This window comes from Agrobacterium sp. fls2-241-TYG-188a (genome assembly GCF_030209845.1).
Map to the genome: position 1 here is coordinate 1,122,886 of NZ_JARVRD010000001.1, position 22,148 is coordinate 1,145,033.

The window sequence follows — 22,148 nt, forward strand, 5'->3', positions numbered from 1 at the left end:
CAAGAGGAGGAAAACATGACATACTCTCTGCTTAATCCTACACGTCGTGCCTTCATGGCCGGAACGGCAGCCATTGCCGGTACGGCTGCATTCGGCATTCGTCCCGCCTCGGCAGCGGTTGACTGGAAGAAACACGCCGGGACCACGCTCGAGGTCAATCTCGTCAAAAGCCCGCGCAGCGAAACACTGCTGAAATACATCAAGGAATTCGAGGAACTGACCGGCATCAAGGTCAATGCCGAGGCGACGCCTGAACAGCAGCAACGGCAGAAGGTCGTGATCGAGCTGTCTTCCGGCAGACCGAGCTTCGATGTGGTCCACCTGAGCTACCACGTGCAGAAGCGCCAGTTCGAAAAAGGCAAATGGCTGGCCGATATCAGTGGCTTCCTGAAAGATCCGACACTCACCGACCCTTCGCTGGTAGAGAGTGATTTTGCCGAAGCGGGAATGCAGTTTGCCAAGGATAGCGATGGCGTCCTTCGCTCGCTGCCCTTCTCCGTGGATTACTGGATCCTCTACTGGAACAAGGAACTGTTCGAAGCCAAGGGCCTGAAGTATCCACAGACCTTCGATGAACTTGTTGCCGCCGCAGAAGCGATCACCGACCCGTCGACCAATACCTACGGCTTCGTGGCGCGCGGATTGAAGAACGCCAACACGCCCGTCTGGACATCTCTGATGCTGGGCTATGGCGCAGCTCCCATCGTAAACGGCAAGATCGACACCACGACGCGTGAAGCTGTCGAGGCCGCAAAGCTTTACCAGCGGCTGATGACGAAGTCGGCCCCTCCGGGTGTTTCCGGCTTCAACTGGGCAGAAGCGCAATCTGCCTTCCTTCAGGGCAAGATTGGCATGTGGTTTGATGGTGTCGGCTTTGCTCCGCCCATCGAAAACCCGGAAAAGTCCCGCGTCGTCGGCAAGGCCGGTTACGGTGTCATGCCAAAGGGTCCGGCCCAGCAGGCTGCAGGCACCTTCGGGGATGGTCTTGGCGTCGTTGAAGCCTCCACCAAAAAGGAAGCTGCTTACCTGTTCTGCCAATGGGCCATTTCGCATGAAATGGGTGCGCGTCTGTTGCAGGCGGGTGCGGGCGTCCCGTTCCGCCAGTCCATTCTGGAAGACGCGAAGGTTCGGCAAGGCGTCAAGATGCCTGCCGAATGGCTGGACGCCGTCGTCGGTTCCGGCAAGGTGTCCAGGCTTGCCCTTCCCGTCATCATTCCCGTCACCGAGTTCCGCGATATCTATGGCGTCGGTCTCACCAACATGATCGGCGGGGCAGACCCGGAAACCGAACTCAAGAAGGCGACCGAGCAGTTCGCACCTGTTCTGGCACGCAGCGAGGGATAATGGTGTCCGTCAGCATAGAAACTGCCGCGTCGGCAAAAACAATCAGCAGAAGGAGCAAGCCCACGCGGCTTGCTCCCAACTACTGGCCTTTCGTCATTCCCGCACTCGTCGTCATTGCAGCGGTCATCGTGTTTCCGTGGGTGTTCACACTCTGGATGAGCGCGCAGCGCTGGACGCTGGGTCAGGAGCAGAGCTTCATCGGCTTGGACAACTATATTCGTCTGGCCAGCGATGCTCGGTTCTGGGAATCACTCTGGCACACGCTGGTCTATACGACGCTGTCAGTTGTCGCGCCTCTGTTTCTCGGTACGCTGGCAGCCCTTCTGTTCGATGCGCAATTCCCATTGCGCGGCTTCCTGCGCGGCGTCTTCGTCATGCCCATGATGGCAACTCCGGTGGCCATCGCGCTGGTCTGGACCATGATGTTCCACCCGCAGTTGGGTGTGCTGAATTATCTGCTCTCGCTCATCGGCATAGGGCCCCTCGAGTGGATCTACAACCAGTCCACAGTGATCCCGTCTCTCGTCCTCGTGGAAACCTGGCAGTGGACGCCGCTTGTGATGCTCATCGTCCTTGGCGGCCTTGCCGCTGTGCCCCGTGAACCCTACGAAAGCGCTGAAATCGACGGCGCCAATGCCTGGCAGAAATTCCGCTACCTGACCATGCCCATGATTGCGCCGTTTCTGATGATTGCGGTCATCATCCGCTCCATCGATGCCGTCAAAAGCTTTGATATCATTTACGCGATGACGCAGGGCGGGCCCGGCACGGCCTCGGAAACCATCAACATCTATCTCTACAACACAGCCTTCGCCTATTACGATATTGGCTACGGCTCAGCCATGGCCGTCGTTTTCTTCATCGTCATCATTGCCCTGTCCTTCGTGCTTCTGATGGTGCGCGCAAGAACACAGTGGAACGAGATGGAGTCCCGCTGATGAAACGCAAGACCCTCGACCGTATCGGCCTGTTTTTTGTGGCACTGGTCATGATCTCGCCGGTCATTCTTTTCTTCATCTGGATGATTTCGCTGTCCTTGAAATACGAGATCGACAACGGTGCTTATCCACCCATCCTCATCCCGGAACGCTTCGCATGGTCGAATTACGTGAAGGTCTTCGAGGAGAACAACTTCTTCCTCTATTTCTGGAATTCCGTTCTGGTCACGGGGGCAGCAACCTTTCTTGCGCTCGTCATCGGCGTTCCCGCAGGTTACGGCATTGCGCGATTGAAGGCCGAAAAGGCAGCCATCGTCATCATGATTGCACGCATGACGCCCGGTCTCTCCTTCCTCATTCCGCTGTTTCTTCTGTTCCAATGGCTGAACCTGCTCGGCACGCTCTGGCCACAGATCATCATCCATCTCGTCGTCACTGTTCCGATCGTCGTCTGGATCATGATCGGCTATTTCGAGACGACGCCGAAGGAGCTCGAAGAAGCAGCCAGCATGGATGGTGCCTCTTCGTGGCAGGTTTTCCGGCTCGTGGCACTGCCCATCGCAAAGCCCGGCATCGTCGTGTCATTCATTCTCGCGGTCATCTTCTCCTGGAACAACTTTGTCTTCGGCATCGTGCTGGCAAGTCGTGAAACGCGCACCCTGCCCGTCGCCGTCTACAACATGCTGTCCTTCGAGCAGGTCAGCTGGGGGCCGCTTGCGGCGGCGGCTCTGATCGTCACCCTGCCGGTTCTGTTGCTGACGATGTTTGCGCAAAAACAGATCGTTGCGGGCCTTACCGCTGGCGCCGTCAAGGGCGGCTGAACCACCTCTTTTGCTTAACGCAACTCCGAACGCAAAACCGCTTGGCATCTTTGCTGGAATTGCTTTCATCACGGGATCAAAACCATGGCACCGGTCAATATTCAAAATGTTCAAAAGCGCTTCGGCGCAGTCAACGTCATCCACGGCATCGACATCGATATTGCAGATGGCGAATTCGTGGTCCTCGTCGGACCATCGGGATGCGGAAAATCGACCCTGTTGCGCATGATCGCGGGGCTGGAAGAGGTCAGCGATGGCGAAATCCACATCGGGGCGCGCGAGGTCAGCAACCTGCCTGCGCGAGATCGCGACATCGCAATGGTGTTCCAGAATTATGCGCTTTATCCGCATATGACGGTCAAGGACAATATGGGCTTTGCCTTAAAGCTCAAGAAGGTCAGCGCCGATGAGACCGCCGCCAAGGTCAACAAGGCGGCTGGCATTCTGGGTCTGGACAAGTTGCTGGACCGATACCCGCGCCAGCTTTCCGGCGGCCAACGCCAGCGCGTTGCCATGGGCCGCGCTCTGGTGCGCGATCCGCAGGTCTTCCTCTTCGATGAACCGCTATCCAACCTCGACGCCAAGCTGCGTGTGCAGATGCGCGGCGAGATCAAGGCACTGCACCAGCGCATCGGCACCACAACAATCTACGTCACGCATGACCAGGTGGAAGCCATGACCATGGCCGACAAGATTGTCGTGCTGCATGATGGCGTCATTGAGCAGATCGGCGCACCGCTGGAGCTCTATGACCGGCCCGCAAACCTGTTTGTAGCAGGCTTCATCGGCTCCCCCGCCATGAACTTTATCAGGGGCCGTGTCGAAGAGGGCGTGTTCCGTACGACCAAGGGGCTGACCCTGCCCATGCCACAGACTGCAAACCCCGCAGAACTTGGCGGTCGTGACCTTGTCTACGGCATCCGCCCGGAACATATCCGCGTTGCCGAAAACGGCATCTCCGGGCGCGTCGAACTGGTGGAGGGGACCGGTTCCGAAATCTACGCCAAGCTGGACTGCATGGGCGAAGATATTGCCTGCCTGTTCCGGGAGCGGCTGGATATCCGTTTCGGCGATACGGTCAGCATTGCCGTCGATCCAGCTTCGGTGCATCTGTTTGACAGGGAAACAGGCAAGCGCATCTGACAAAGCTGAGTGAAACAAAAGGCGGATAGCATGTGCTGCAACGAGCACGGCCATGCTGCCTGCGCGACCTTGGGTCCGCAAACACCAACACTTGCGCTTCGCCAAACAAACTCTGCGGCAGCTTACGCGAAGTTTAGTGATTTTTTGGCCAGACACCTGTAATGACCACCCATGGGTATGAATCATACAGGGGCCTGCGCGGGGCGAATGGCGAGATCATTCATACTGCTCCTAATTCTGTGTCTCAACGCGACGCTTGCCAACGCAACCGTCGTTGATGGTGCGCGGCCGCAGCAAACGCCCAAAGTTGGAAGTCTGAAATCCGGAAGACTGCTTGGTGCACGACCAGCAACCCGTTTCGATGAGAATAGGTGTCGTGGCCTTGCTGATCTGGGTGCTGGAGAACGGCCAGCCTTCCTGGCACGAGAAAGCGGCGAATGGGAGTGCAGCTACCTCATCGATTATCCGGAAACCTCGCACCAGCCCTCCGTTTTCGTGGTGATCCGTGGTGTGAAGGCCGAAGTGTGGAGTAATTTCAGGCTCAAGCTGAATTTCGGCTCTGTCCTGTCGCGTCAGGAACTGGCGTCTCAGGCCGCACAGCTGGTTCAGGCAATTGTCGGGGAGCGCATCCACGTCAAGGATCTAGCCGCGATGCTGGCCGCTCAAAAAGACTTCACCATCGCGTTCGGCAATATCGAGTTCGTATACAAGCGTGAGCGGATGGACGAAACGCGTTTCAATCTGACGGGAACTGTTGCGAACTAAGACCAATATTGATGGCGCCAACAGGACCGCCGGAAGGCAAGATGCGCCCGAAAAGGCGCATCCATTCTATTCTATTTATTCTATTCTATTCTATTCTATTCCATGTCCGGAAAGAACTGATCAGTTTGGATAGCGTGAGGAATACCAGCTTTTAAACAGCGTGAACTGGTTCTCGATCTGGCGACGCTGCGAGTCGCTGAGCGCATCGCTTTCATTGAAGTGCAGGCTGTATTCGCTCTCACCATTGAGCACCATCAGGTACTTGTAGTGCAAGACGAGGTCTGGGCCTTCATCATAGGTGGACAGGACAGTCAGCGCCTCTTCCAGTTCACGAGCATCGCGGCGAGCGGCTGCATCACCCTTGGCAGCTTTTTCGCAGAGGGAGACGAGATGCAGGACTTCTTTCGGCAAGGCATTGCCGATGCCGGTGATGGCGCCGCCCGCTCCGCAGTTGACAAAGCCGTGGTAAACCCCGGTATCGACGCCCACCATCAAGGTCAGGTCGTCATCACCTGAGGTGATGTTTTCTGCCGCATAGGTCATGTCGGCCTTGCCACCGAATTCCTTGAAGCCAATCAGATTGGAGTAGCGCGAGCGGAGATCGAAGAAGAGGTCGGCGCGCGTGGCAAAGCCATAATAGGGGCTGTTGTAGATAACGGCGGGAAGTCCGTTGGCAGCTTCCAGAATAGCGGAAAAATGTGCTTTCTGCGCAGCGGTTGATGACCCACGAGACAGAACCCGCGGAATGACCATCAAGCCCTTGGCGCCAACCTTGGCCGCATGTGCCGCATGGCTGACAGCGGATTTCGTGTTGATCGCTCCTGTTCCAACGATAACGGGAACACCGGCTTCTGCCAGCCGACGCACGCCCTCCTGCCGTTGCTCATCCGTCAGCAGCGGCCAGTCGCCCATGGAACCGCAGTAGACAACCGCCGACATGCCAGCAGCGATCAGCTCCTTACCCTTTTTAACGAGCGAGTCGAAATCAGGGGTGCGGTCTGCCTTGCAGGGCGTCATAAGCGCTGGAATACAGCCAGTAAAAATGGAATCTGCCATGTTTGTCGCCTTGCTGAAGCTGGGGCCGCGGCCCGATCAATCGTGCAAGGGTCCTAACACGGCATCGCCAACTTGTCGACAAATAAAATACAGAGCGTGCGTCCCAGACGGCTTCACAGGGAAAGGCTGAGACTTTCCCGGCCATCTGCGGCAATATAGGATCGTATTTGCTGGACGATCTGGTCCGCGTGCTCACGCGCAATTCTGTCGGCGCCTTCAATGTCACGTTCGACGATGACCTTGATCATGTCTTCATGCTCGGTGACATATTGGCGCGGCAAGAGGTCATTGAACGAGGAATAATAGAGGCGAAGAATGCGACGCCCCTCGTCCAGCAGGCGCGTGAAAAGCTCCGTGTAATATCGGTTTCCGCCTGCCACGGCGATTGCAATATGGAAATCCCGGTTGGTCGAGATCATCGCGAGCACATCCCTCTGGGTGACGGCCGTTTCGAATGCCTGTTGCAGCGCCCTGATTTTTACAATGTCATCTTCGCTGTGCCGGGCGGCAGCCAGCCTTGTGGTTACCCGGTACAGGAGCGTCAAGGCATCGAAGAACTCTGGCAGGCCCAGAAAATCGATCTGCGAGACGATGGTCGCGCGGTTCGTCAATGTGGTGATCAAACCTTCCGCCGCCAGTTTGACCAGCGCCTCGCGAATGGGTGTTCTGGAAAGCTCGAAACGTTCCGAAAGCTGGACTTCGTCGATCGGGCTGCCTGGAGCAAGTCTCAGTTCGATGATCTCATTGCGAAGCGTTTCATAAACGGTTGAAACCCCAAAACCCCTGCGGTGCGTCTGCTTTTCCTTTTCGTCCAGCTTTTCGCTCGCAGCCATATCGTTCCCGTCTCCGCAATCACATCGATATGTCCATTTACGATATTCCTGCCCAGAACAAAATCCCAACGGGCAGCCACATTCCTTCTTCGCGACCATTTCCAGTGAGTTTCCGTTATTTTCACTGGCGCTAATGTGCATAGCCGTCGAATCGATGAAAAAAGGGTTGCGGCTACTGGATTAAGTGAGCAAAGAGTAACGAGGCGATTCCGGTCGCTTCGTAATTGCGTTCATGGTCAGGGAGGAAATTCCATGAAAGTCGTTCTCGCTTCGGTTACAGCCGCTGCTACTGCTATGCTGATGGCATCAAGTGCCATGGCCGCTACGGAAATCCAGTGGTGGCACGCCATGACTGGCGCGAACAACGAAGTTGTCGAGCAGCTTTCAAAAGAATTCAACGAAAGCCAGTCCAACTACAAGATCATGCCGGTTTTCAAGGGCACCTATGGTGAAACGCTCAATGCGGGCATCGCAGCGTTTCGCGCCAAGCAGCCTCCTGCCATCATTCAGGTCTTCGATGCCGGCAGCGGTGTGATGATGGGCGCGCAGGGCGCAATCGTCCCGGTTGCTGACGTGCTGGAGAAGGGTGGCTACAAATTCAACAAGGCAGACTACCTGCCCGGCATCGTCGCCTATTATTCGAAGCCAGACGGCACCATGCTGTCCTTCCCGTACAACTCATCGTCGCCTATTCTTTATTACAACAAGGACATCTTCACCAAGGCTGGCCTGAACGCCGACAATCCGCCAAAGACATGGCCTGAAGTGTTCGAAGCCGCAAAGAAGATCAAGTCGAGCGGCGCGGCGCCGTGCGGCTTTACCTCTACGTGGCTGACATGGATTCAGACCGAAAACTTTGCAGCCTGGAACAACCTTTCCTATGGCAGCAATGAGAACGGATTGGCCAGCACGGACGTGAAACTGGCATTCAACGCAGAGCCCTTCGTCAAGCATTTCCAGGCGATCGCGGATCTGGCCAAGGACGGAACCTTCCGCTATGGCGGTCGCACATCGGAAGCCAAGCAACTCTTCACGTCGAGCGAATGCGGCATTCTCACGGAATCCTCGGGCGGTCTGGGCGATATCGTGAAGAGCGGCATGAACTACGGCATCGGCCAGCTTCCTTACTACGAAGGCGAAGGCCGTCCGCAGAACACTATTCCCGGCGGCGCGAGCCTTTGGGTCTTCGGCGGAAAGTCCGACGACGAATACAAGGGCACTGCGGAATTCTTCCACTTCCTGTCCCAGACCAAGATCCAAGCGCGCCTGCATCAGGTGTCGGGCTATATGCCTGTCACGCTTGCAGCCTATGAGGACACGAAGTCATCCGGCTTCTACCAGAAGAACCCGGCACGCGAAACGCCGCTTCTGCAGATGATGGGCAAGCCGCCGACAGAAAACTCAAAGGGTGTCCGTCTCGTCAATCTCCCGCAGGTTCGAGACATCATGAACGAAGAGTTTGAAAACATGCTGGCTGGCAAGCAGGACGCCAAGGCCGCCCTGGACAAGGCAGTCGAACGCGGAAACGCAGCCATCAAGCAGGCAATCGGTCGATAAACCAGCCTGATATTGCAGCAGGTACAAGCGTATCTGCGATGAACTGGAACGGTCTGGAATAAATATTCCACACCGTTCCATATGTTCCAAATCTGCCTATGGCGATGTCGTCTTCACCGGTCAAGCGTTCAGATCCTTACGGGATCGAGGTCGCGGCTTTATCGGCTTGCCAGCATCGCCTCAAAGGAGCCCGACGTGCAAAGCGTTGTCTTTCCCAACAAGATTCTTCCCTATTTTCTGGTCGCACCGCAGATTGTGCTCACCGTCATTTTCTTCTTCTGGCCCGCGAGCCAGGCGTTGTACCAATCGGCAATGCGGGAAGATCCTTTCGGCCTTCAAAGCAGCTTTGTCGGCCTTGCCAACTTCTCGGACATCCTTTCCGACCCGAACTATCTGCACGCCCTTCAGGTGACCGTCGTCTTCAGCATCGCAACCGCGCTACTGTCGATGGGCGTGGCACTCCTGCTTGCCACAGCCGCTGATCTTGTCGTGCGAGGAAAGAATTTTTACCGCACCATGATGATCATCCCCTATGCCGTGGCGCCTGCGGTTGCCGGTATGCTCTGGCTGTTCATGTTCAATCCGGCCATGGGCACCCTCGCCTACATCCTGCGCCGCAATGGCATTGCCTGGGATCCGTTGCTGGACGGCAATCAGGCCATGACACTGGTTGTTGCCGCTGCTGCATGGAAACAGATCAGCTATAACTTCCTGTTCTTCGTGGCCGGTCTGCAGGCTATCCCGAAATCACTGCTGGAAGCAGCTGCCATCGACGGTGCGCGCGGTGCCCGCAGATTCTGGACGATCATCTTTCCGCTTCTTGCACCGACGACGTTCTTTCTGCTTGTCGTCAACACCGTCTATGCCTTCTTCGACACGTTCGGCATCATTCATTCGGTCACCGGCGGTGGCCCCGCGAAGGCTACGGAAACGCTCGTCTACAAGGTGTACAACGACGGCTTCGTCAATCTCAATCTCGGCTCGTCTGCGGCTCAATCCGTTGTGTTGATGATCATCGTCATCGCGCTCACGGCCTTCCAGTTCCGCTTTGTCGAGCGACGCGTGCATTACGGTTGAGGGACAGACAATGATTCAGAACCGACCCATAGCAACCTTGATGGCGCATTTGATGCTCATCCTCGGCATCATCATCGTCGCATTTCCGATCTACTACACATTCATCGCGTCTTCGGCGACATCTACCGATATCCTGCGACCACCACTTTCGCTTCTGCCCAGCGGACACCTCGTGGAAAACTATCACGAAGCCATTTCCGGCGGCGTTGAACGGGTGGTTGGGGTCAGTCTGGAACGACTTCTCTTCAACAGCTTCGTCGTTGCCATCGCAATTGCGGTTGGCAAGATCGTGATCTCGTTTCTTTCTGCCTTCGCGATCGTATTCTTTCGCTTCCCATTCCGCATGGGCTTCTTCTGGATGATCTTCGTCACCCTCATGTTGCCGGTGGAAGTCCGTATTCTGCCGACCTACAAGGTGATCGTCGATCTGGGCCTGCTCAATTCCTATGCCGGGCTGACCTTGCCTTTGATGGCATCCGCGACCGCAACATTCCTGTTTCGTCAGTTCTTCCTGACGATCCCCGGGGAGATGGTCGAGGCGGCGCGCATCGACAATGCCGGACCTTTCCGCTTCATGCGCGATATCCTGCTTCCGCTTTCAACGACGAACATAGCGGCTCTTTTCGTGATCCTCTTCATCTACGGCTGGACGCAATATTTGTGGCCGCTTCTGGTTACGGATCGCGCCGAAATGAACACAATCATAATTGGCCTGCGCCGCATGGTGGATTTTGCAGATGCCTCGACACCCTGGAACTACGTGATGGTCACGGCCATCCTTGCGATCATTCCTCCGGTTCTCGTCGTGGTGTTGATGCAGCGCTGGTTTGTAAAAGGCTTGGTGGAGACTGAAAAGTAATGGCAACTATCGAACTCAAGGACGTCCGCAAGGTCTATGGCGGCAATGTCGAGGCGATCAAAGGTGTTTCGCTGAGCATTCAGGATGGCGAAATGATCGTCCTCGTGGGCCCATCCGGCTGCGGAAAATCGACGCTTTTGCGCATGGTTGCCGGGCTGGAAAGCATCAGCGGCGGAGATGTCCATATTGCCGGCAAACGGGTCAACGATCTGGAGCCAGCAGAACGCGACATCGCCATGGTGTTCCAGAACTACGCGCTCTACCCGCATATGACGGTGCGCCAGAACCTGGCCTATGGTTTGAAAAACCGGAACACACCGAAGGACAAGATCGATCGGCGTATCACCGAGGCGGCACGTGCGCTGGAAATCGAGCAGTTCCTTGAACGCAAGCCGCGCCAGCTTTCCGGTGGCCAGCGCCAACGTGTCGCCATGGGGCGTGCGATCGTGCGCAAGCCATCGGCATTCCTGTTCGATGAGCCTCTGTCGAACCTCGATGCAAAGCTTCGCGTCCAGATGCGCGTCGAAATCCGCCGTTTGCAGCGCTCTCTGGCGACAACCAGCATCTATGTGACCCACGACCAGATGGAGGCAATGACGCTTGCAGACCGGCTTGTCGTTCTCAACGCCGGGCGCATCGAGCAGGTTGGAACACCCATTGAACTCTATGAAAAGCCAGCAACCAGTTTTGTGGCAACCTTCATCGGCTCCCCCTCGATGAACCTGTTGCCGCTCGACGGAGCGGCGTGGAAAGCGCCTGATAATGGGATGATCCCGTCGAGTGCAAAGACAATCGGTATCCGCCCGGAAGATATCGTCATTGCCGATGAAACGTCGAGCAGCCCCTTCAAGATCGATGTCGAGGTTGCTGCCGTTGAGTTGGTAGGAGCAGAAAGCTACGTTCACGGGGAGATGGCGGATGGCAGCGCCATCGTTTTCCGCGTACCGGGCCGCTCTGCGATAGAGATCGGGGAAAAGCTGAGAATAACCGCCGACCCGGCGCGTTTCCACCTTTTCGACAGCGAAGGACGGCGTCTCGACTGAGGCGCCATCAACGTCGTTGACCGTCAGGCTGCGGAAACAGGCATTTCGAAGGTAAAGCGGGTTTCCGCGTGGTCGGAATGAACGGTAATCGTGCCCTTATGCGCCTTGGCGATTTCGGAAGCGATATAGAGCCCCAGCCCCAATCCCTGCATAGTGGGGCGCACATCGCCTCGCCGGAATGGTTGGAACAGTTTTTCCATCGTGTCCGGCGGGATCGGCTCGCCCTGATTGCTGACCGACAGACGCAGCAATCCATCCGCCAGAGCTCCCGTGACCGTTATGGGCCCATCTTCAACGCCATGCGTCAAAGCGTTCGAGACAAGATTGGAAAACATCTGGGCGATCCGCAAGCGGTCTATGCGCATCGGCGTCGAAAGGTTGACGTTGATGTCGATCTTTCGCTCGGGATGAGCCACAAGAAGTTCGTCTATGACATGTGAAAGGGTGGTTGCGATATCGTGTTCGCCCAGGTCGAGCGAAATGCCGCCGCCCAGCCGTGCGCGTGCCAGGTCCATGACATTATCCACCAGACCTCCCATGCGCCCTATGCTTGCCTTCATCAATTTCAGGATAAGCGGACTACGCTCAGTCCATCCTTCCTTGATAAGGCGCGAGGTGCCAGCGTCCACGGCAGCGATGGGGTTACGCAGGTCATGGCCCAGCACCGCGATGAATTGTTCGCGCAATTCGGACACTTGCCGCTCACGCTCAAGCGATTGCTCAGCCGCTTTCAGCCTTTCATCCGCATCGAGATGGTGTCCGATCAGTTCCGCAAAAAGCCTCAAGGCACCAAGTACCTGAGGATTGTTCACCTTGGCAGGCTTGGGGTCGATGGCACAAAGAGAGCCAAAAAACTGACCGTTGGAAAGGATAATCGGCACGGAGATGTAACTGCGCAATCCATAAAGACGCGGCGTGTGATGATCCTTGTACAACGGATCGACTTCGGCATCGTCAAACACCACCGCCTCGCGATGATCGCGGATTTCATTGCACAATGTACTTTCAATCGGCAATTCATCCCCGGGCTTCAGGCCAAAACCAAAATGATCGACCGACAGGCAGGTAATCCATCTGTCTTTCGTGACGCGCGCGACAGCGGCGAAGCCCATGCCTGTCATGCGTAGGACAACATCCAGAATGACCGGGACCGCACTGATGCCAGCGACGCGTTCCACATCCTTCGACAAATCACCCCGGTCATCGCTGTAATCAGGCAAGAGGCTGCGCGCCTGTGCCAGATCGTTCGAAAGCGATCCGATCAGATCAACGGTTTCAAAAGCCGAAGCTGCTGCACTGGCCAACGCCTCCAACGTATCGATTTCCCACTGAGTAGCCTCATAGGGATGCGACCAATAGGCACCGATAGCGCCCGTAGCACCGCCAGGATTGTCGGCACCAACGGGTGCCATGATCAAGGCTTTGACGAATGTGCCTGAATAAAGGTCTTGAGGGACACGTTCATCCTTGGAGACATCAGGAACGACCGCAGTCTTTCTATTCGACATAGCCCAGCCGCTGATGCAGGAGGCGACCGGAAATTTCCGCCCTTTCCAAAGCGGGCCGATGGCGTCTTCCTCGATGTAATGGCAAAGATCGCGATCTCGACGGATGATTGCAATGCCGTCACAACCCACCAGGCCTCGGGCAGAGGCGCGCACAGTTTCGACAACCTCTTCACGTTTCCGCGCCCGTGCAATTCTTGCAATGGCTTCAGTCAGGCCCGAAAGAGATGTTATATTGGTGGATGCGAAATCCTGCAGTGCCATATCGTTCTACTTTCCCGGAACTATGGCCGTGTTGCGTGAGACGTTAGCACTTTCCCACATGTCCGCAAGTAGGGTAAATGCATTAGTTCTCACGGGCAAACGAGCGGAAATTGGCATTAGCCCTAGAAAATCAAAGACTCCTCAGGTCCGGCTGGCGTCATGTGTGGCATTGACAACCGGCCGTCGTGCGACAGGACCCCACAGCGATTTGATCACATCGGACAGGCGCTCAATCTCAACGAACACGACCGGCGTCATGAAGAGCGTCAATATCTGGCTGACGATGAGACCGCCGACGACGGCCACGCCAAGTGGCTGCCTGAGCTCCGAACTCGCACCTGTTCCAAGCGCTACAGGAAGTGCACCGAAGAGAGCGCAGAAGGTGGTCATCATAATGGGTCGCAACCGCCGGACGGCCGCCTCATGGATCGCTTTCAGCGTGGGCATGTTTTCCTCCCGCTGCAATGTCAGCGCGACATCGATCATCATGATCGCGTTCTTTTTGACGATGCCGATCAGCATCAGCAAACCGATCAGCGCAATGATGGAGAGGTCGAAACCGAAAAGCTTCAGCGTCAACAAGGCACCAAATGCGGCCGATGGCAGACCGGACAGGATTGTCAGCGGGTGGAGGAAGCTTTCATAGAAAACCCCAAGCACGATATAGATCGTCAGAACTGCAGCGCCGATGAGCAGGCCGGTGCTGTCGCTCGTTTGCTTGAATATCTGGGCGGCTCCGGCAAGGTTTGTCGTAACGGTGGATGGGAGTTGTATCTGCTGTTTGAGCAAGTCGATCTGCGCTGTCGCATCGCCCAACGATACGCCCGCAGGAAGGTTGAACGAAAGCGTCAAGGAGGTAAGCTGGCCGGTCTGGTTCACCGTTACCGGTCCTGATACACGGGATATTGTTGCAAAGCTGGATATTGGAACCAGAGCGCCCGATGCCGATGAAACCCTTATCGCGCCGAGCGATTGCTCCGTCCACTCCAGTGACTGATCATATTCCACGATCACATCATAACTGTTTCCGGTTGTCTGGATCTGCGTTGCGACATAGCTGCCAAATGCCGCCTCAAGCGTTTTTCGAATGGTTTGCGAGGTGACGCCGAGGCTGTTGGCACGATCATTGTCGACATCGATATGGGCTTGCAGGGCACTGTCCTGCAGATCGGAAGCAACATCGACGAAATGGGCGGAGTCCGAACGCATGGCATCTGCCAACGTCTGGGACCATTGGCGTGCCGCCGCGGCATCGATGGATTGCAACACGACCTGATATTGGCTCTGGGTGCTGCGCCCGCCAAAGCGCAAGCTCTGCTGCGGCGTGATAAAGGTTCGCAAGCCCGCTATGCCTGATAGCGCGTGCCTGAGATCATTCAGCGTTACCGCCAGCGCCGGTCGCTCATCGGCGGGCTTGAGCTGGACAAGCAGGTTGCCGGAATTGAGTGCCGAACCACCGGGGCCGGACCCGAGCGTGGAGGTTACGTGCGCGACAGCAGGATCGGCAGAGACGATTGCCGCCGCCCTTGCCTGAAATTCGCTCATGGCCTTGTAGGAAATGTCCTGTCGGGCCTGCGTCGAAACCGTCAGCAAACCAAGATCCTCGGTTGGAAAGAAGCTGTGCGCAAGGCTGGCAAACATCCAGCCGGAGCCGACCAACGTCATCACAAACATCAACATGACCAGCAAGCGATGATTGAGGCACCAGCCAACGGACCTGCTGTAGCCGTCTGTCGCGCGATCGAAGAGTGTTTTCCTGGCATGGTCAGGCGCCTGGTGATGTGGCAGCCGTGCCGCCAGCATGGGCGTGACCGTAAGAGAGACGATTGCCGAAGCCATGATCGCGAGCGTGACGACCACACCAAATTCATTGAGAACGCGTCCGACAATGCCGCCCATCAGCAGGATCGGCAGAAACACGGCAACGAGGGAAATCGACATGGAGATAATCGTGCCCGTCACTTCCTTGCTGCCTTCGACGGCGGCTTGAAACGCGGGCATGCCCTCTTCGACCTTGCGGACGATATTTTCCAGCATCACGATGGCATCGTCCACCACCAGACCGACCGAAAGCGTCAGGCCAAGCAGCGAAATATTGTCGATGGAAAATCCAAGCGCATACATGGCGCCCAACGTCGCGACAAGAGATAGCGGCACCGCAATTGCCGGGATGAGCGTTGCCCAGACCTGCCGCAGAAACAGGTAGATGACGAGGACCACGAGTCCCAGCGTCACCATCAGCGTCGTCTCCACATCTGCCACCGCAGCCCGGATGGAAACCGAAGCATCGTTGACGACGTGGATTTGCATATCCGCCGGCATGTTTGCCTGCAACTCCGGAAGTTTTGCCTTGATGGCATCAACGACCTGAACGGTGTTTGCCCCCGGTTGCCGCTGCACGGCAAGAACGATGGCGGGGGTTCCATCAAGCCAGCTGCCCTGATTGAGCACTTCGACACTGTCATTGACGGTAGCAACATCCTGCAGCCGCACGGCCCTGCCATTCGGGTTGGCGATGATCAGTGTGCGGAATGACGACGCGTCCGTGCGCTGCGTGGAGGCCTTCACGGTCAGGGCTTGCGAGGAGTTCTGCAGCGTGCCCACTGGCGACTGGTCGTTGGCTGCCGCCAGCGTGTTCGACAGCCCCTCTAGCGACAGGCCACGGCTGGCCAGCCTGGAGGGATCGACCTCTATTCGCACCGCATAGGTCTTAGCGCCGAATATCTGCGCCTGCGCGACGCCTGATATGGTCGACAACGCGGGCGAAATGATATTCTCCGCAAGATCATCCATCTTGGTAAGATCGGCGCCATCGCTCGTCAGCGCCAGAATAACCACCGCCGCATCCGCAGGATTGGCCTTTCGATAACTGGGCGGCGTCGTCATGTTATCGGGCAGCTGCCTCTGGGCACGTGCAATTGCTGCCTGCACATCGGCTGCGGCGGCATCGATATTTCTCGACAGGTTGAACTGTATGGTGATCTGCGTGTTACCGAGCGACGAGCTTGCCGTGATCGTATCGATACCGGCTATTGTTTCGAACTGCTTGATGAGTGGCGTGGCAACCGAGCTTGCCATCGTATCGGGAGCCGCACCCGCCAGTTGGGCGGACACGTTGATTGTCGGGAAATCCGCCTGCGGAAGAGCAGCAACCGGCAAGTTCCGATAGGCTGCGGCACCGGCCAAAAGCACACCGATGATGAGCAAAATGGTTGCGACCGGGCGGCGGATGAATATCTCGGAGATATTCATAGCGAGACACCGTTTTGCGATATTTCCGCCTTCGGATCGTTAGCACCAGACCGGGGTGCATTGACGGTCACCCGCGTGCCTTCGACCAGACTTGCCTGCCCCTCCGTTACTACCTGCTCTCCATCAGAAAGGCCCTGGGAAACGCCAGCCAGATTACCACTGCTTAGCGCAAGCGTGACCTTTCTCTTCTCAACCGTCTTGTCCGGCTTGACCACGAAGGAGACATAGCCACCCGACTGCGGTTGAAGCGCAACCATCGGCACGGTCACGAGATTGTCCATTTTGCCCGCGCTGACGATGACTTTGAGGGATTGCCCCGGCCAGAAGTTTTCCGCCTGGTTGTCGAGCAGCATGCGCAGTTTGAACGTGCCGGAGGCGGCGTCGACATTGTTGTCGATGAAGACGATATCGCCTGAAGAGGCGTTGCTATTGTCCTGCGTCGAATGGACTTCAGCCGTCAGCGTTTTGCTCGCATAATTGGCGCGGACAAGATCGAGATCCGGCTCCGGCAAAGAGAATTCGGCATAGACAGGCTTCATTTTCGTCAGCAGCACGACATCCGCGCCCGGCGCGACGTAAGCGCCTGCCGAAAGCAGCACGGCCCCCAACTTGCCATCGAAAGGCGCGCGGATCTGCGTCTGGGAAAGGGTGACATTGTCTGCGGCCAGATTTGCCTGGTCGACTTGTACCGTTGCTGCCGCCTGCTTTGCCGTTGCGGCGGCATCGCTGAACTGCTGCTGTGTATCGACGCCGGATTTGCTCAGGGTTTCAACTCTGGACAATGTTGAATTGGCTGAATCGAGGATCGCCTGATCCTTTGCCAATTGCGCTTCGTCGCGTTGAATATTCGCCCTTATTGTGCGGTCATCCAACTGGATCAGAAGATCGCCCTTTCGGACCTCCGAACCGTCCTTTGCGAGCACGTTTGCGACGATGCCCGAAATCGGGCTGGTCAGTGCAGTCGATTCAACCGGCACGATGGTGCCGATTGTCTGACGCAAAACAGGAATGGAGCCGCTCTTGGCAACAGCCGTGGTGACCGTCACGGAGCGGCCTTGCCCCTGCCCCCCTCCGCCGCCATGTCGTCCACCATTACCCGCCGCAGCGCTGGCGGTTGAGACAGCCCCCTGCGAGCCCCCGGATGGGTGAGCGACCCAGCCAGGCAGATAGGCTTCGAATTCGCTGCGATAAACGAAAACCAATAGAGACAGAGCAGCAACAACGAGGATCGTGACGACGTATTTCATGCGGAGGTCCTTGAATGAGGCTTATCCGATGGACAAAAGGCGCATTTCCACAAGCGTCCATCAGCGGAGCCTAGCCCAGCTCAGGATCGCTTGCGCCCTACCGGGACGACGGCATTTCGTTACTTCATAAAAAATCAGGTAGGACGTGAGGGGCTGGCAGTGTCGGCTCCGGGGAACGCATCCGATGAGAGCCGATCAAACGGTGCAGCCACCGCTCTTCCTGTTGAGCACTTAACGCCGCAACAGCTCAAAACGGAAGCCCGCATAATATTAAATTACTGTAATATGTAAGCTATTTCGAATAGCTCTCGTTCAACGCAACATCCAGCCAGTCGCATTTAAGCGCAATCAATCTAGTCGGTGAGCTTGAATTCAAGCATGAGACTGCGCTGCAAGAAGGAATGGTTGTCGTCTGAAACGAAGATCAGGCGGGTCGAGCCATCGGCACCTTTCACCACATCCAGCCCCTCCATATTGTCGATCTGGTACGCGAGATCGGCTTCCAACAGGATGGGTCCATCGACGACTGCGCCGGGTTTGATCGTGTCGGCAGAAATTCTGCGCAGCCGCATGCCCACGCCTTCTGCGAGATTGAAGCGGCGCTCAAGCAGAAGCAAGTCGCCATTTTCCAGAAACGCGCCGTCCGTCACTGAAAAGGAAGCATCCTTGGCAACGAAGAAAAGACCCTTTCGAGGTCCGTCCAGAACAGCGGCGTAGAGATTGCCACGAGTGTCGACACTCGCCTCTGTGACGGTGACGAGTGCACCCTGAAGCGGGCTCGATGCTGGCGAAAGCACAAGCGTCTCCAAACCGGCGTTGCGCCTGAGTTCCTGATCAGGAAGAAGGTGCGGCACTTTGCTGGTGGGCGTTGCAGCTGCAAGGTTCTTCGTTGAAAACACACCGATGCGTGGGAACTGCTCGAAGCTGACGAAGGCAGTATCTCCCCGCACTGCCAGTCCCTCAGCATCCATGTCGCGCTTGCGACGTGCCTCGTTCCCTGTCTCGTCGAGGATGGGATCTATTTTGACATGGGAAAGACCGGACAGAACACCATCGGCATTGCGTTCGACCTGTCCACTCATCCAGTGGCCTGTGTCCAGCACCGCAATGAAGTCTTTGCCGTCAGGTAGAAAACGAATGCTGGAAATGGCACCGAACAAAGGCTCAGGCGACGTGAAAATCAAGCCGCCGACGAATTCCAGCTGGCCGAAGCGCTTCTGGCTCGACTTGGTGCTGAAAGCCACGATGGGTTTAGACCGCACCTCCACGTCCAGCGTCGAAGCGGCCATTTTCGACGGAGCAAAGGTGAAGAACGGCAAGGCGACGACAGCGGCCGTGTTACCGACCAACCGACACAAGGATCGCAACAAAGTAGATGCGCGAAAAGGCCTAGCCTGCACGGCGCATCCTGCTGCCACGACGCGGCGCAGTGCTCGTGTCCTCGAACAATGCAGCCAGCTGTTCCGTCATGGCGCCCGCAAGTTCATCGGCATCCACGATCGTGACCGCACGACGATAGTAGCGCGTCACATCATGTCCGATGCCGATGGCCAGCAGTTCCACGGATGAACGCGTTTCGATCTGCTCGATAACGGCGCGCAGGTGGCGCTCCAGATAATTGCCGGGGTTGACTGAGAGAGTCGAGTCATCAACCGGCGCACCATCTGAAATCATCATCATGATCTTGCGCTGTTCAGGACGGTTGATGAGGCGATTATGCGCCCACATCAAAGCCTCGCCGTCGATATTCTCCTTGAGAAGCCCCTCGCGCATCATGAGGCCGAGGTTGCGACGTGCACGCCGCCAAGGCGCGTCTGCCGACTTGTAAATGATGTGCCGCAGGTCGTTCAAGCGACCGGGCGATGGCGGTTTACCGCCCGCAAGCCATTGCTCCCGCGACTGTCCGCCCTTCCAGGCCTTCGTCGTGAACCCCAAAATCTCGACCTTTACGCCCGAGCGCTCCAACGTCCGCGCCAGAATATCGGCGCAGGTGGCAGCCACGGTGATGGGACGGCCACGCATGGAGCCAGAATTGTCGATGACAAGCGAAACGACAGTGTCGCGGAACTTCGTGTCGCGTTCCTTCTTGAAGGAAAGCGGCTGCATGGGATCGATGATCAGACGCACCAGACGTGCGGGATCGAGGTACCCCTCCTCCAGATCGAAATCCCAGGAGCGGTTCTGCTGCGCCATCAGGCGGCGCTGCAAGCGGTTGGCCAGACGCCCGACTGCCCCTTGAAGATGGGCGAGCTGCTTGTCGAGGAAAGCACGAAGGCGATCCAGTTCCGCGTCATCGCAAAGCTCCTCGGCGTGGATTTCCTCGTCGAACTCCTGCGTGAAGATGCGGTAGTCAACCTTTTCGTTGAAGTCGTCGAAGGGGCTGTTTGGCCGACGGGTCTCGCCCGGCGTCTCGGAATCCTCGTCGAGGTCGTCGGACATTTCGTCTTCGGACATCTCGGCGCCGTCCATCTCGCCGTCTTCCATCTGCTCCTGGGAAGCTTCGCTTTCCTCGGCGGGGGCAGCATCGGAACCGGCTTCTTCCTCGACCTGCTCTTCCTGCGTCTCGTTGCTGGCTGGCTGGTCTTCGTCGGTTTCGGCCTCTTCGCTTTCGGGCTGATCGTCTTCGTCGCCGAAATCCTCAGCCATCTCCATGGACGTCAGCATCTTGCGGATGAGCTTCGAAAAAGCCTTCTGGTCTTCGACGACCTTGGACAAATCCTCAAGATCAGCCGCCGCCTTGCCCTCGATGAAGGGGCGCCAGAGATCCAGCACCTTGCCGGCGCTTTCCGGCGGCTTTTCGCCTGTGAGGCGCTCACGCACCATCATGGCGACAGCTTCCGCCAGTGGCGCATCTTCCTGCGTGTTGATGTTGACGAAATTGGCCTTGGCGTATTTTTCCGTATTCATCGCACGGATATTCGATGCCATTCCCGGCATCCGCCGCGCGCCGATGGACTCGACCCGCGCCTGCTCCACAGCATCGAAGATCAGCCGTGCATCCGCCCCCTGCGGGGCCATGTTCGCGTGAATATCGCTATCATGGCAGGCGAGGCGCAATGCCATGGAATCACCCAGGCCGCGGGTAACCGCAATCTCCTGCGCAGTGGGCTTCTTGGAGATTTCAGGCAGGCGCATCCGCTCGCCTGCCAGACCGGGCCGCTCATTGGCGAAAACAACCTCGACTTCGGCATCACCGGCAATCGACCGCACGCATCCGGTGATGGCCTGACGCAAAGGTTCGGCATCGATCACCATACCCGACTTGGGTCTTACATTGTCGCCACGGCCTGCCATTGTCTTTCCTGTCGATTCTGAACGTCACCCAAAGCCAAACGGCTTGCGGGTGACGTCTTCAACTCATCGGTGATGCTCTCCGGTAAACCGGGGAATATCAGGCGCTCAGAACGATGTTTGCGGCGCTTTCCTTCAGCTCAACACCGAATGCGCGCTGGTACTGCTCGGCCACGAGCGTCCGCTCCAGCTCGTCGCACTTGTTGAGGAAGGTCACGCGGAAGGCAAAGGCGACATCGCCGAATATTTCCGCGTTTTCCGCCCAGGTAATGACCGTACGCGGGCTCATGACCGTGGAAAGATCGCCATTGATGAAGGCCGAGCGGGTAAGATCCGCAACCCGGACCATCTTGGACGCAGTCTCACGACCCTTTGGATTGTCGAGGCTCTTCACCTTGGCAACGACGATGTTCACTTCCTGCTCATGCGGCAGGTAGTTCAGCGTCGTGACGACGGACCAGCGGTCCATCTGCGCCTGGTTGATCTGCTGCGTACCGTGGTAGAGACCGGTCGTATCACCCAGACCTACGGTGTTCGCCGTCGCGAAAATGCGGAAAGCGGGGTGAGGACGGATAACACGGCTCTGGTCGAGCAAGGTCAGGCGTCCAGAGGATTCCAGAACACGCTGGATAACGAACATCACGTCAGGGCGTCCGGCATCATACTCATCGAAGACCAGCGCGACATTGTGCTGATAGGCCCAGGGGAGGATACCGTCCTTGAATTCGGTTACCTGCTTGCCGTCCTTCAGCACGATGGCGTCCTTGCCGACGAGATCGATACGGCTGACATGGCTGTCCAGATTGACGCGAACGCAAGGCCAGTTGAGCCGTGCTGCGACCTGCTCGATATGGGTCGACTTGCCGGTACCGTGGAAGCCTGACACCATCACGCGACGATTGTGGGCAAACCCCGCGAGAATGGCGAGCGTCGTATCGCGGTCAAACAGGTAATCCGGGTCGAGATCAGGAACATAGGCATCGCCCTGCGAATAAGCGGGCACACGCAGGTCCGAGTCGATACCGAAGACTTCACGCACCGAAACGGTCGTGTCCGGCAGATTGGTAATATCGAGGTCAATTTTGCTCATAACGTCTCCAAGGCGGGTAGCAGCCACCCGGCCACATATCTTTCAGGCGATCACATGAAAGGG

At 57.1% G+C, this 22,148-nt stretch carries 17 protein-coding genes; 9 read left to right on the forward strand and 8 right to left on the reverse strand.

Features of this window, described 5'->3' with window-relative positions; genetic code table 11:
* Window positions 1-15 precede the first annotated feature (15 nt).
* From QRN85_RS04820 to QRN85_RS04840, 5 genes are all read left to right on the forward strand, one after another.
* Entirely contained in the window at window positions 16-1,344 is a 1,329-nt protein-coding gene (locus QRN85_RS04820; RefSeq protein WP_284757056.1) for an ABC transporter substrate-binding protein, read from the forward strand.
* On the forward strand, window positions 1,344-2,282 hold the full coding sequence (locus QRN85_RS04825) for a carbohydrate ABC transporter permease (RefSeq protein ID WP_062588208.1): 939 nt from the start codon (window positions 1,344-1,346) through the stop codon (window positions 2,280-2,282). Before QRN85_RS04820 ends, QRN85_RS04825 begins: the two co-directional genes overlap by 1 nt.
* Window positions 2,282-3,103: a carbohydrate ABC transporter permease gene (locus QRN85_RS04830; RefSeq protein WP_062588210.1), complete on the forward strand. Its 822-nt coding sequence runs from the start codon at window positions 2,282-2,284 to the stop codon at window positions 3,101-3,103. The genes QRN85_RS04825 and QRN85_RS04830 overlap by 1 nt, the downstream gene beginning before the upstream one ends.
* Before the next feature lie 84 nt (window positions 3,104-3,187).
* Entirely contained in the window at window positions 3,188-4,246 is a 1,059-nt protein-coding gene (locus QRN85_RS04835) for an ABC transporter ATP-binding protein (protein WP_113091890.1), read from the forward strand.
* 207 nt (window positions 4,247-4,453) lie between these two features.
* A complete protein-coding gene (locus QRN85_RS04840; protein WP_062588214.1) occupies window positions 4,454-5,011 on the forward strand; it encodes a DUF6030 family protein in 558 nt (185 codons plus the stop codon).
* Between the two features lie 120 nt (window positions 5,012-5,131).
* Here the strand turns inward: QRN85_RS04840 and QRN85_RS04845 are convergent, their stop codons facing one another.
* The gene (locus QRN85_RS04845; RefSeq protein WP_113097919.1) at window positions 5,132-6,067 is read right to left on the reverse strand and encodes a dihydrodipicolinate synthase family protein; all 936 of its coding nucleotides are present in this window, start codon (window positions 6,065-6,067) and stop codon (window positions 5,132-5,134) included.
* A 113-nt stretch (window positions 6,068-6,180) separates the two neighbouring features.
* Window positions 6,181-6,900, reverse strand: coding sequence for a GntR family transcriptional regulator (locus QRN85_RS04850; RefSeq protein WP_113091892.1), 720 nt, complete (start codon window positions 6,898-6,900; stop codon window positions 6,181-6,183).
* A 252-nt stretch (window positions 6,901-7,152) separates the two neighbouring features.
* On the opposite strand from QRN85_RS04850, the gene ugpB reads away from it, so the two are divergent.
* The 4 genes from ugpB to QRN85_RS04870 all read left to right on the forward strand — a co-directional run bounded on the left by ugpB (window position 7,153) and on the right by QRN85_RS04870 (window position 11,436).
* A complete protein-coding gene (ugpB, locus tag QRN85_RS04855) occupies window positions 7,153-8,457 on the forward strand; it encodes a sn-glycerol-3-phosphate ABC transporter substrate-binding protein UgpB (RefSeq protein ID WP_113091893.1) in 1,305 nt (434 codons plus the stop codon).
* Window positions 8,458-8,652: 195 nt separating this feature from the next.
* On the forward strand, window positions 8,653-9,534 hold the full coding sequence (gene ugpA, locus QRN85_RS04860; RefSeq protein WP_062588221.1) for a sn-glycerol-3-phosphate ABC transporter permease UgpA: 882 nt from the start codon (window positions 8,653-8,655) through the stop codon (window positions 9,532-9,534).
* 10 nt (window positions 9,535-9,544) lie between these two features.
* Entirely contained in the window at window positions 9,545-10,393 is an 849-nt protein-coding gene (gene ugpE, locus QRN85_RS04865) for a sn-glycerol-3-phosphate ABC transporter permease UgpE (protein ID WP_062588223.1), read from the forward strand.
* On the forward strand, window positions 10,393-11,436 hold the full coding sequence (locus QRN85_RS04870) for a sn-glycerol-3-phosphate import ATP-binding protein UgpC (protein ID WP_284757055.1): 1,044 nt from the start codon (window positions 10,393-10,395) through the stop codon (window positions 11,434-11,436). Before ugpE ends, QRN85_RS04870 begins: the two co-directional genes overlap by 1 nt.
* A 23-nt stretch (window positions 11,437-11,459) precedes the next feature.
* Here QRN85_RS04870 and QRN85_RS24485 read toward each other — a convergent pair whose 3' ends face one another.
* The 6 genes from QRN85_RS24485 to cobS all read right to left on the reverse strand — a co-directional run bounded on the left by QRN85_RS24485 (window position 11,460) and on the right by cobS (window position 22,085).
* Window positions 11,460-13,205: an ATP-binding protein gene (locus tag QRN85_RS24485; protein ID WP_350225061.1), complete on the reverse strand. Its 1,746-nt coding sequence runs from the start codon at window positions 13,203-13,205 to the stop codon at window positions 11,460-11,462.
* Between the two features lie 141 nt (window positions 13,206-13,346).
* Entirely contained in the window at window positions 13,347-16,457 is a 3,111-nt protein-coding gene (locus tag QRN85_RS04885; RefSeq protein WP_284757054.1) for an efflux RND transporter permease subunit, read from the reverse strand.
* Window positions 16,454-17,704 carry an efflux RND transporter periplasmic adaptor subunit gene (locus tag QRN85_RS04890; protein ID WP_284757053.1) on the reverse strand — a complete coding sequence of 417 codons (1,251 nt, stop codon included), beginning with the start codon at window positions 17,702-17,704 and terminating at the stop codon, window positions 16,454-16,456. The genes QRN85_RS04885 and QRN85_RS04890 overlap by 4 nt, the downstream gene beginning before the upstream one ends.
* Before the next feature lie 353 nt (window positions 17,705-18,057).
* A complete protein-coding gene (locus QRN85_RS04895) occupies window positions 18,058-18,993 on the reverse strand; it encodes an esterase-like activity of phytase family protein (RefSeq protein WP_350225064.1) in 936 nt (311 codons plus the stop codon).
* Window positions 18,994-19,093: 100 nt separating this feature from the next.
* Complete coding sequence (gene cobT, locus QRN85_RS04900) at window positions 19,094-20,998, reverse strand: cobaltochelatase subunit CobT (protein ID WP_062588231.1); 1,905 nt, start codon at window positions 20,996-20,998, stop codon at window positions 19,094-19,096.
* Window positions 20,999-21,095: 97 nt separating this feature from the next.
* Complete coding sequence (gene cobS / locus QRN85_RS04905) at window positions 21,096-22,085, reverse strand: cobaltochelatase subunit CobS (protein WP_062588233.1); 990 nt, start codon at window positions 22,083-22,085, stop codon at window positions 21,096-21,098.
* Window positions 22,086-22,148 lie beyond the last annotated feature (63 nt).

What these genes read in the sequence shown, in the direction of transcription:
- QRN85_RS04820 (WP_284757056.1), top strand. Translation starts at nt 16, where the DNA reads ATGACATACTCTCTGCTTAATCCTACACGTCGTGCCTTCATGGCCGGA.
- QRN85_RS04825 (WP_062588208.1), top strand. Translation starts at nt 1,344, where the DNA reads ATGGTGTCCGTCAGCATAGAAACTGCCGCGTCGGCAAAAACAATCAGC.
- QRN85_RS04830 (WP_062588210.1), top strand. Translation starts at nt 2,282, where the DNA reads ATGAAACGCAAGACCCTCGACCGTATCGGCCTGTTTTTTGTGGCACTG.
- QRN85_RS04835 (WP_113091890.1), top strand. Translation starts at nt 3,188, where the DNA reads ATGGCACCGGTCAATATTCAAAATGTTCAAAAGCGCTTCGGCGCAGTC.
- QRN85_RS04840 (WP_062588214.1), top strand. Translation starts at nt 4,454, where the DNA reads ATGGCGAGATCATTCATACTGCTCCTAATTCTGTGTCTCAACGCGACG.
- QRN85_RS04845 (WP_113097919.1), bottom strand. Translation starts at nt 6,067, where the DNA reads ATGGCAGATTCCATTTTTACTGGCTGTATTCCAGCGCTTATGACGCCC.
- QRN85_RS04850 (WP_113091892.1), bottom strand. Translation starts at nt 6,900, where the DNA reads ATGGCTGCGAGCGAAAAGCTGGACGAAAAGGAAAAGCAGACGCACCGC.
- ugpB (WP_113091893.1), top strand. Translation starts at nt 7,153, where the DNA reads ATGAAAGTCGTTCTCGCTTCGGTTACAGCCGCTGCTACTGCTATGCTG.
- ugpE (WP_062588223.1), top strand. Translation starts at nt 9,545, where the DNA reads ATGATTCAGAACCGACCCATAGCAACCTTGATGGCGCATTTGATGCTC.
- QRN85_RS04870 (WP_284757055.1), top strand. Translation starts at nt 10,393, where the DNA reads ATGGCAACTATCGAACTCAAGGACGTCCGCAAGGTCTATGGCGGCAAT.
- QRN85_RS24485 (WP_350225061.1), bottom strand. Translation starts at nt 13,205, where the DNA reads ATGGCACTGCAGGATTTCGCATCCACCAATATAACATCTCTTTCGGGC.
- QRN85_RS04885 (WP_284757054.1), bottom strand. Translation starts at nt 16,457, where the DNA reads ATGAATATCTCCGAGATATTCATCCGCCGCCCGGTCGCAACCATTTTG.
- QRN85_RS04890 (WP_284757053.1), bottom strand. Translation starts at nt 17,704, where the DNA reads ATGAAATACGTCGTCACGATCCTCGTTGTTGCTGCTCTGTCTCTATTG.
- QRN85_RS04895 (WP_350225064.1), bottom strand. Translation starts at nt 18,993, where the DNA reads ATGGCCGCTTCGACGCTGGACGTGGAGGTGCGGTCTAAACCCATCGTG.
- cobT (WP_062588231.1), bottom strand. Translation starts at nt 20,998, where the DNA reads ATGGCAGGCCGTGGCGACAATGTAAGACCCAAGTCGGGTATGGTGATC.
- cobS (WP_062588233.1), bottom strand. Translation starts at nt 22,085, where the DNA reads ATGAGCAAAATTGACCTCGATATTACCAATCTGCCGGACACGACCGTT.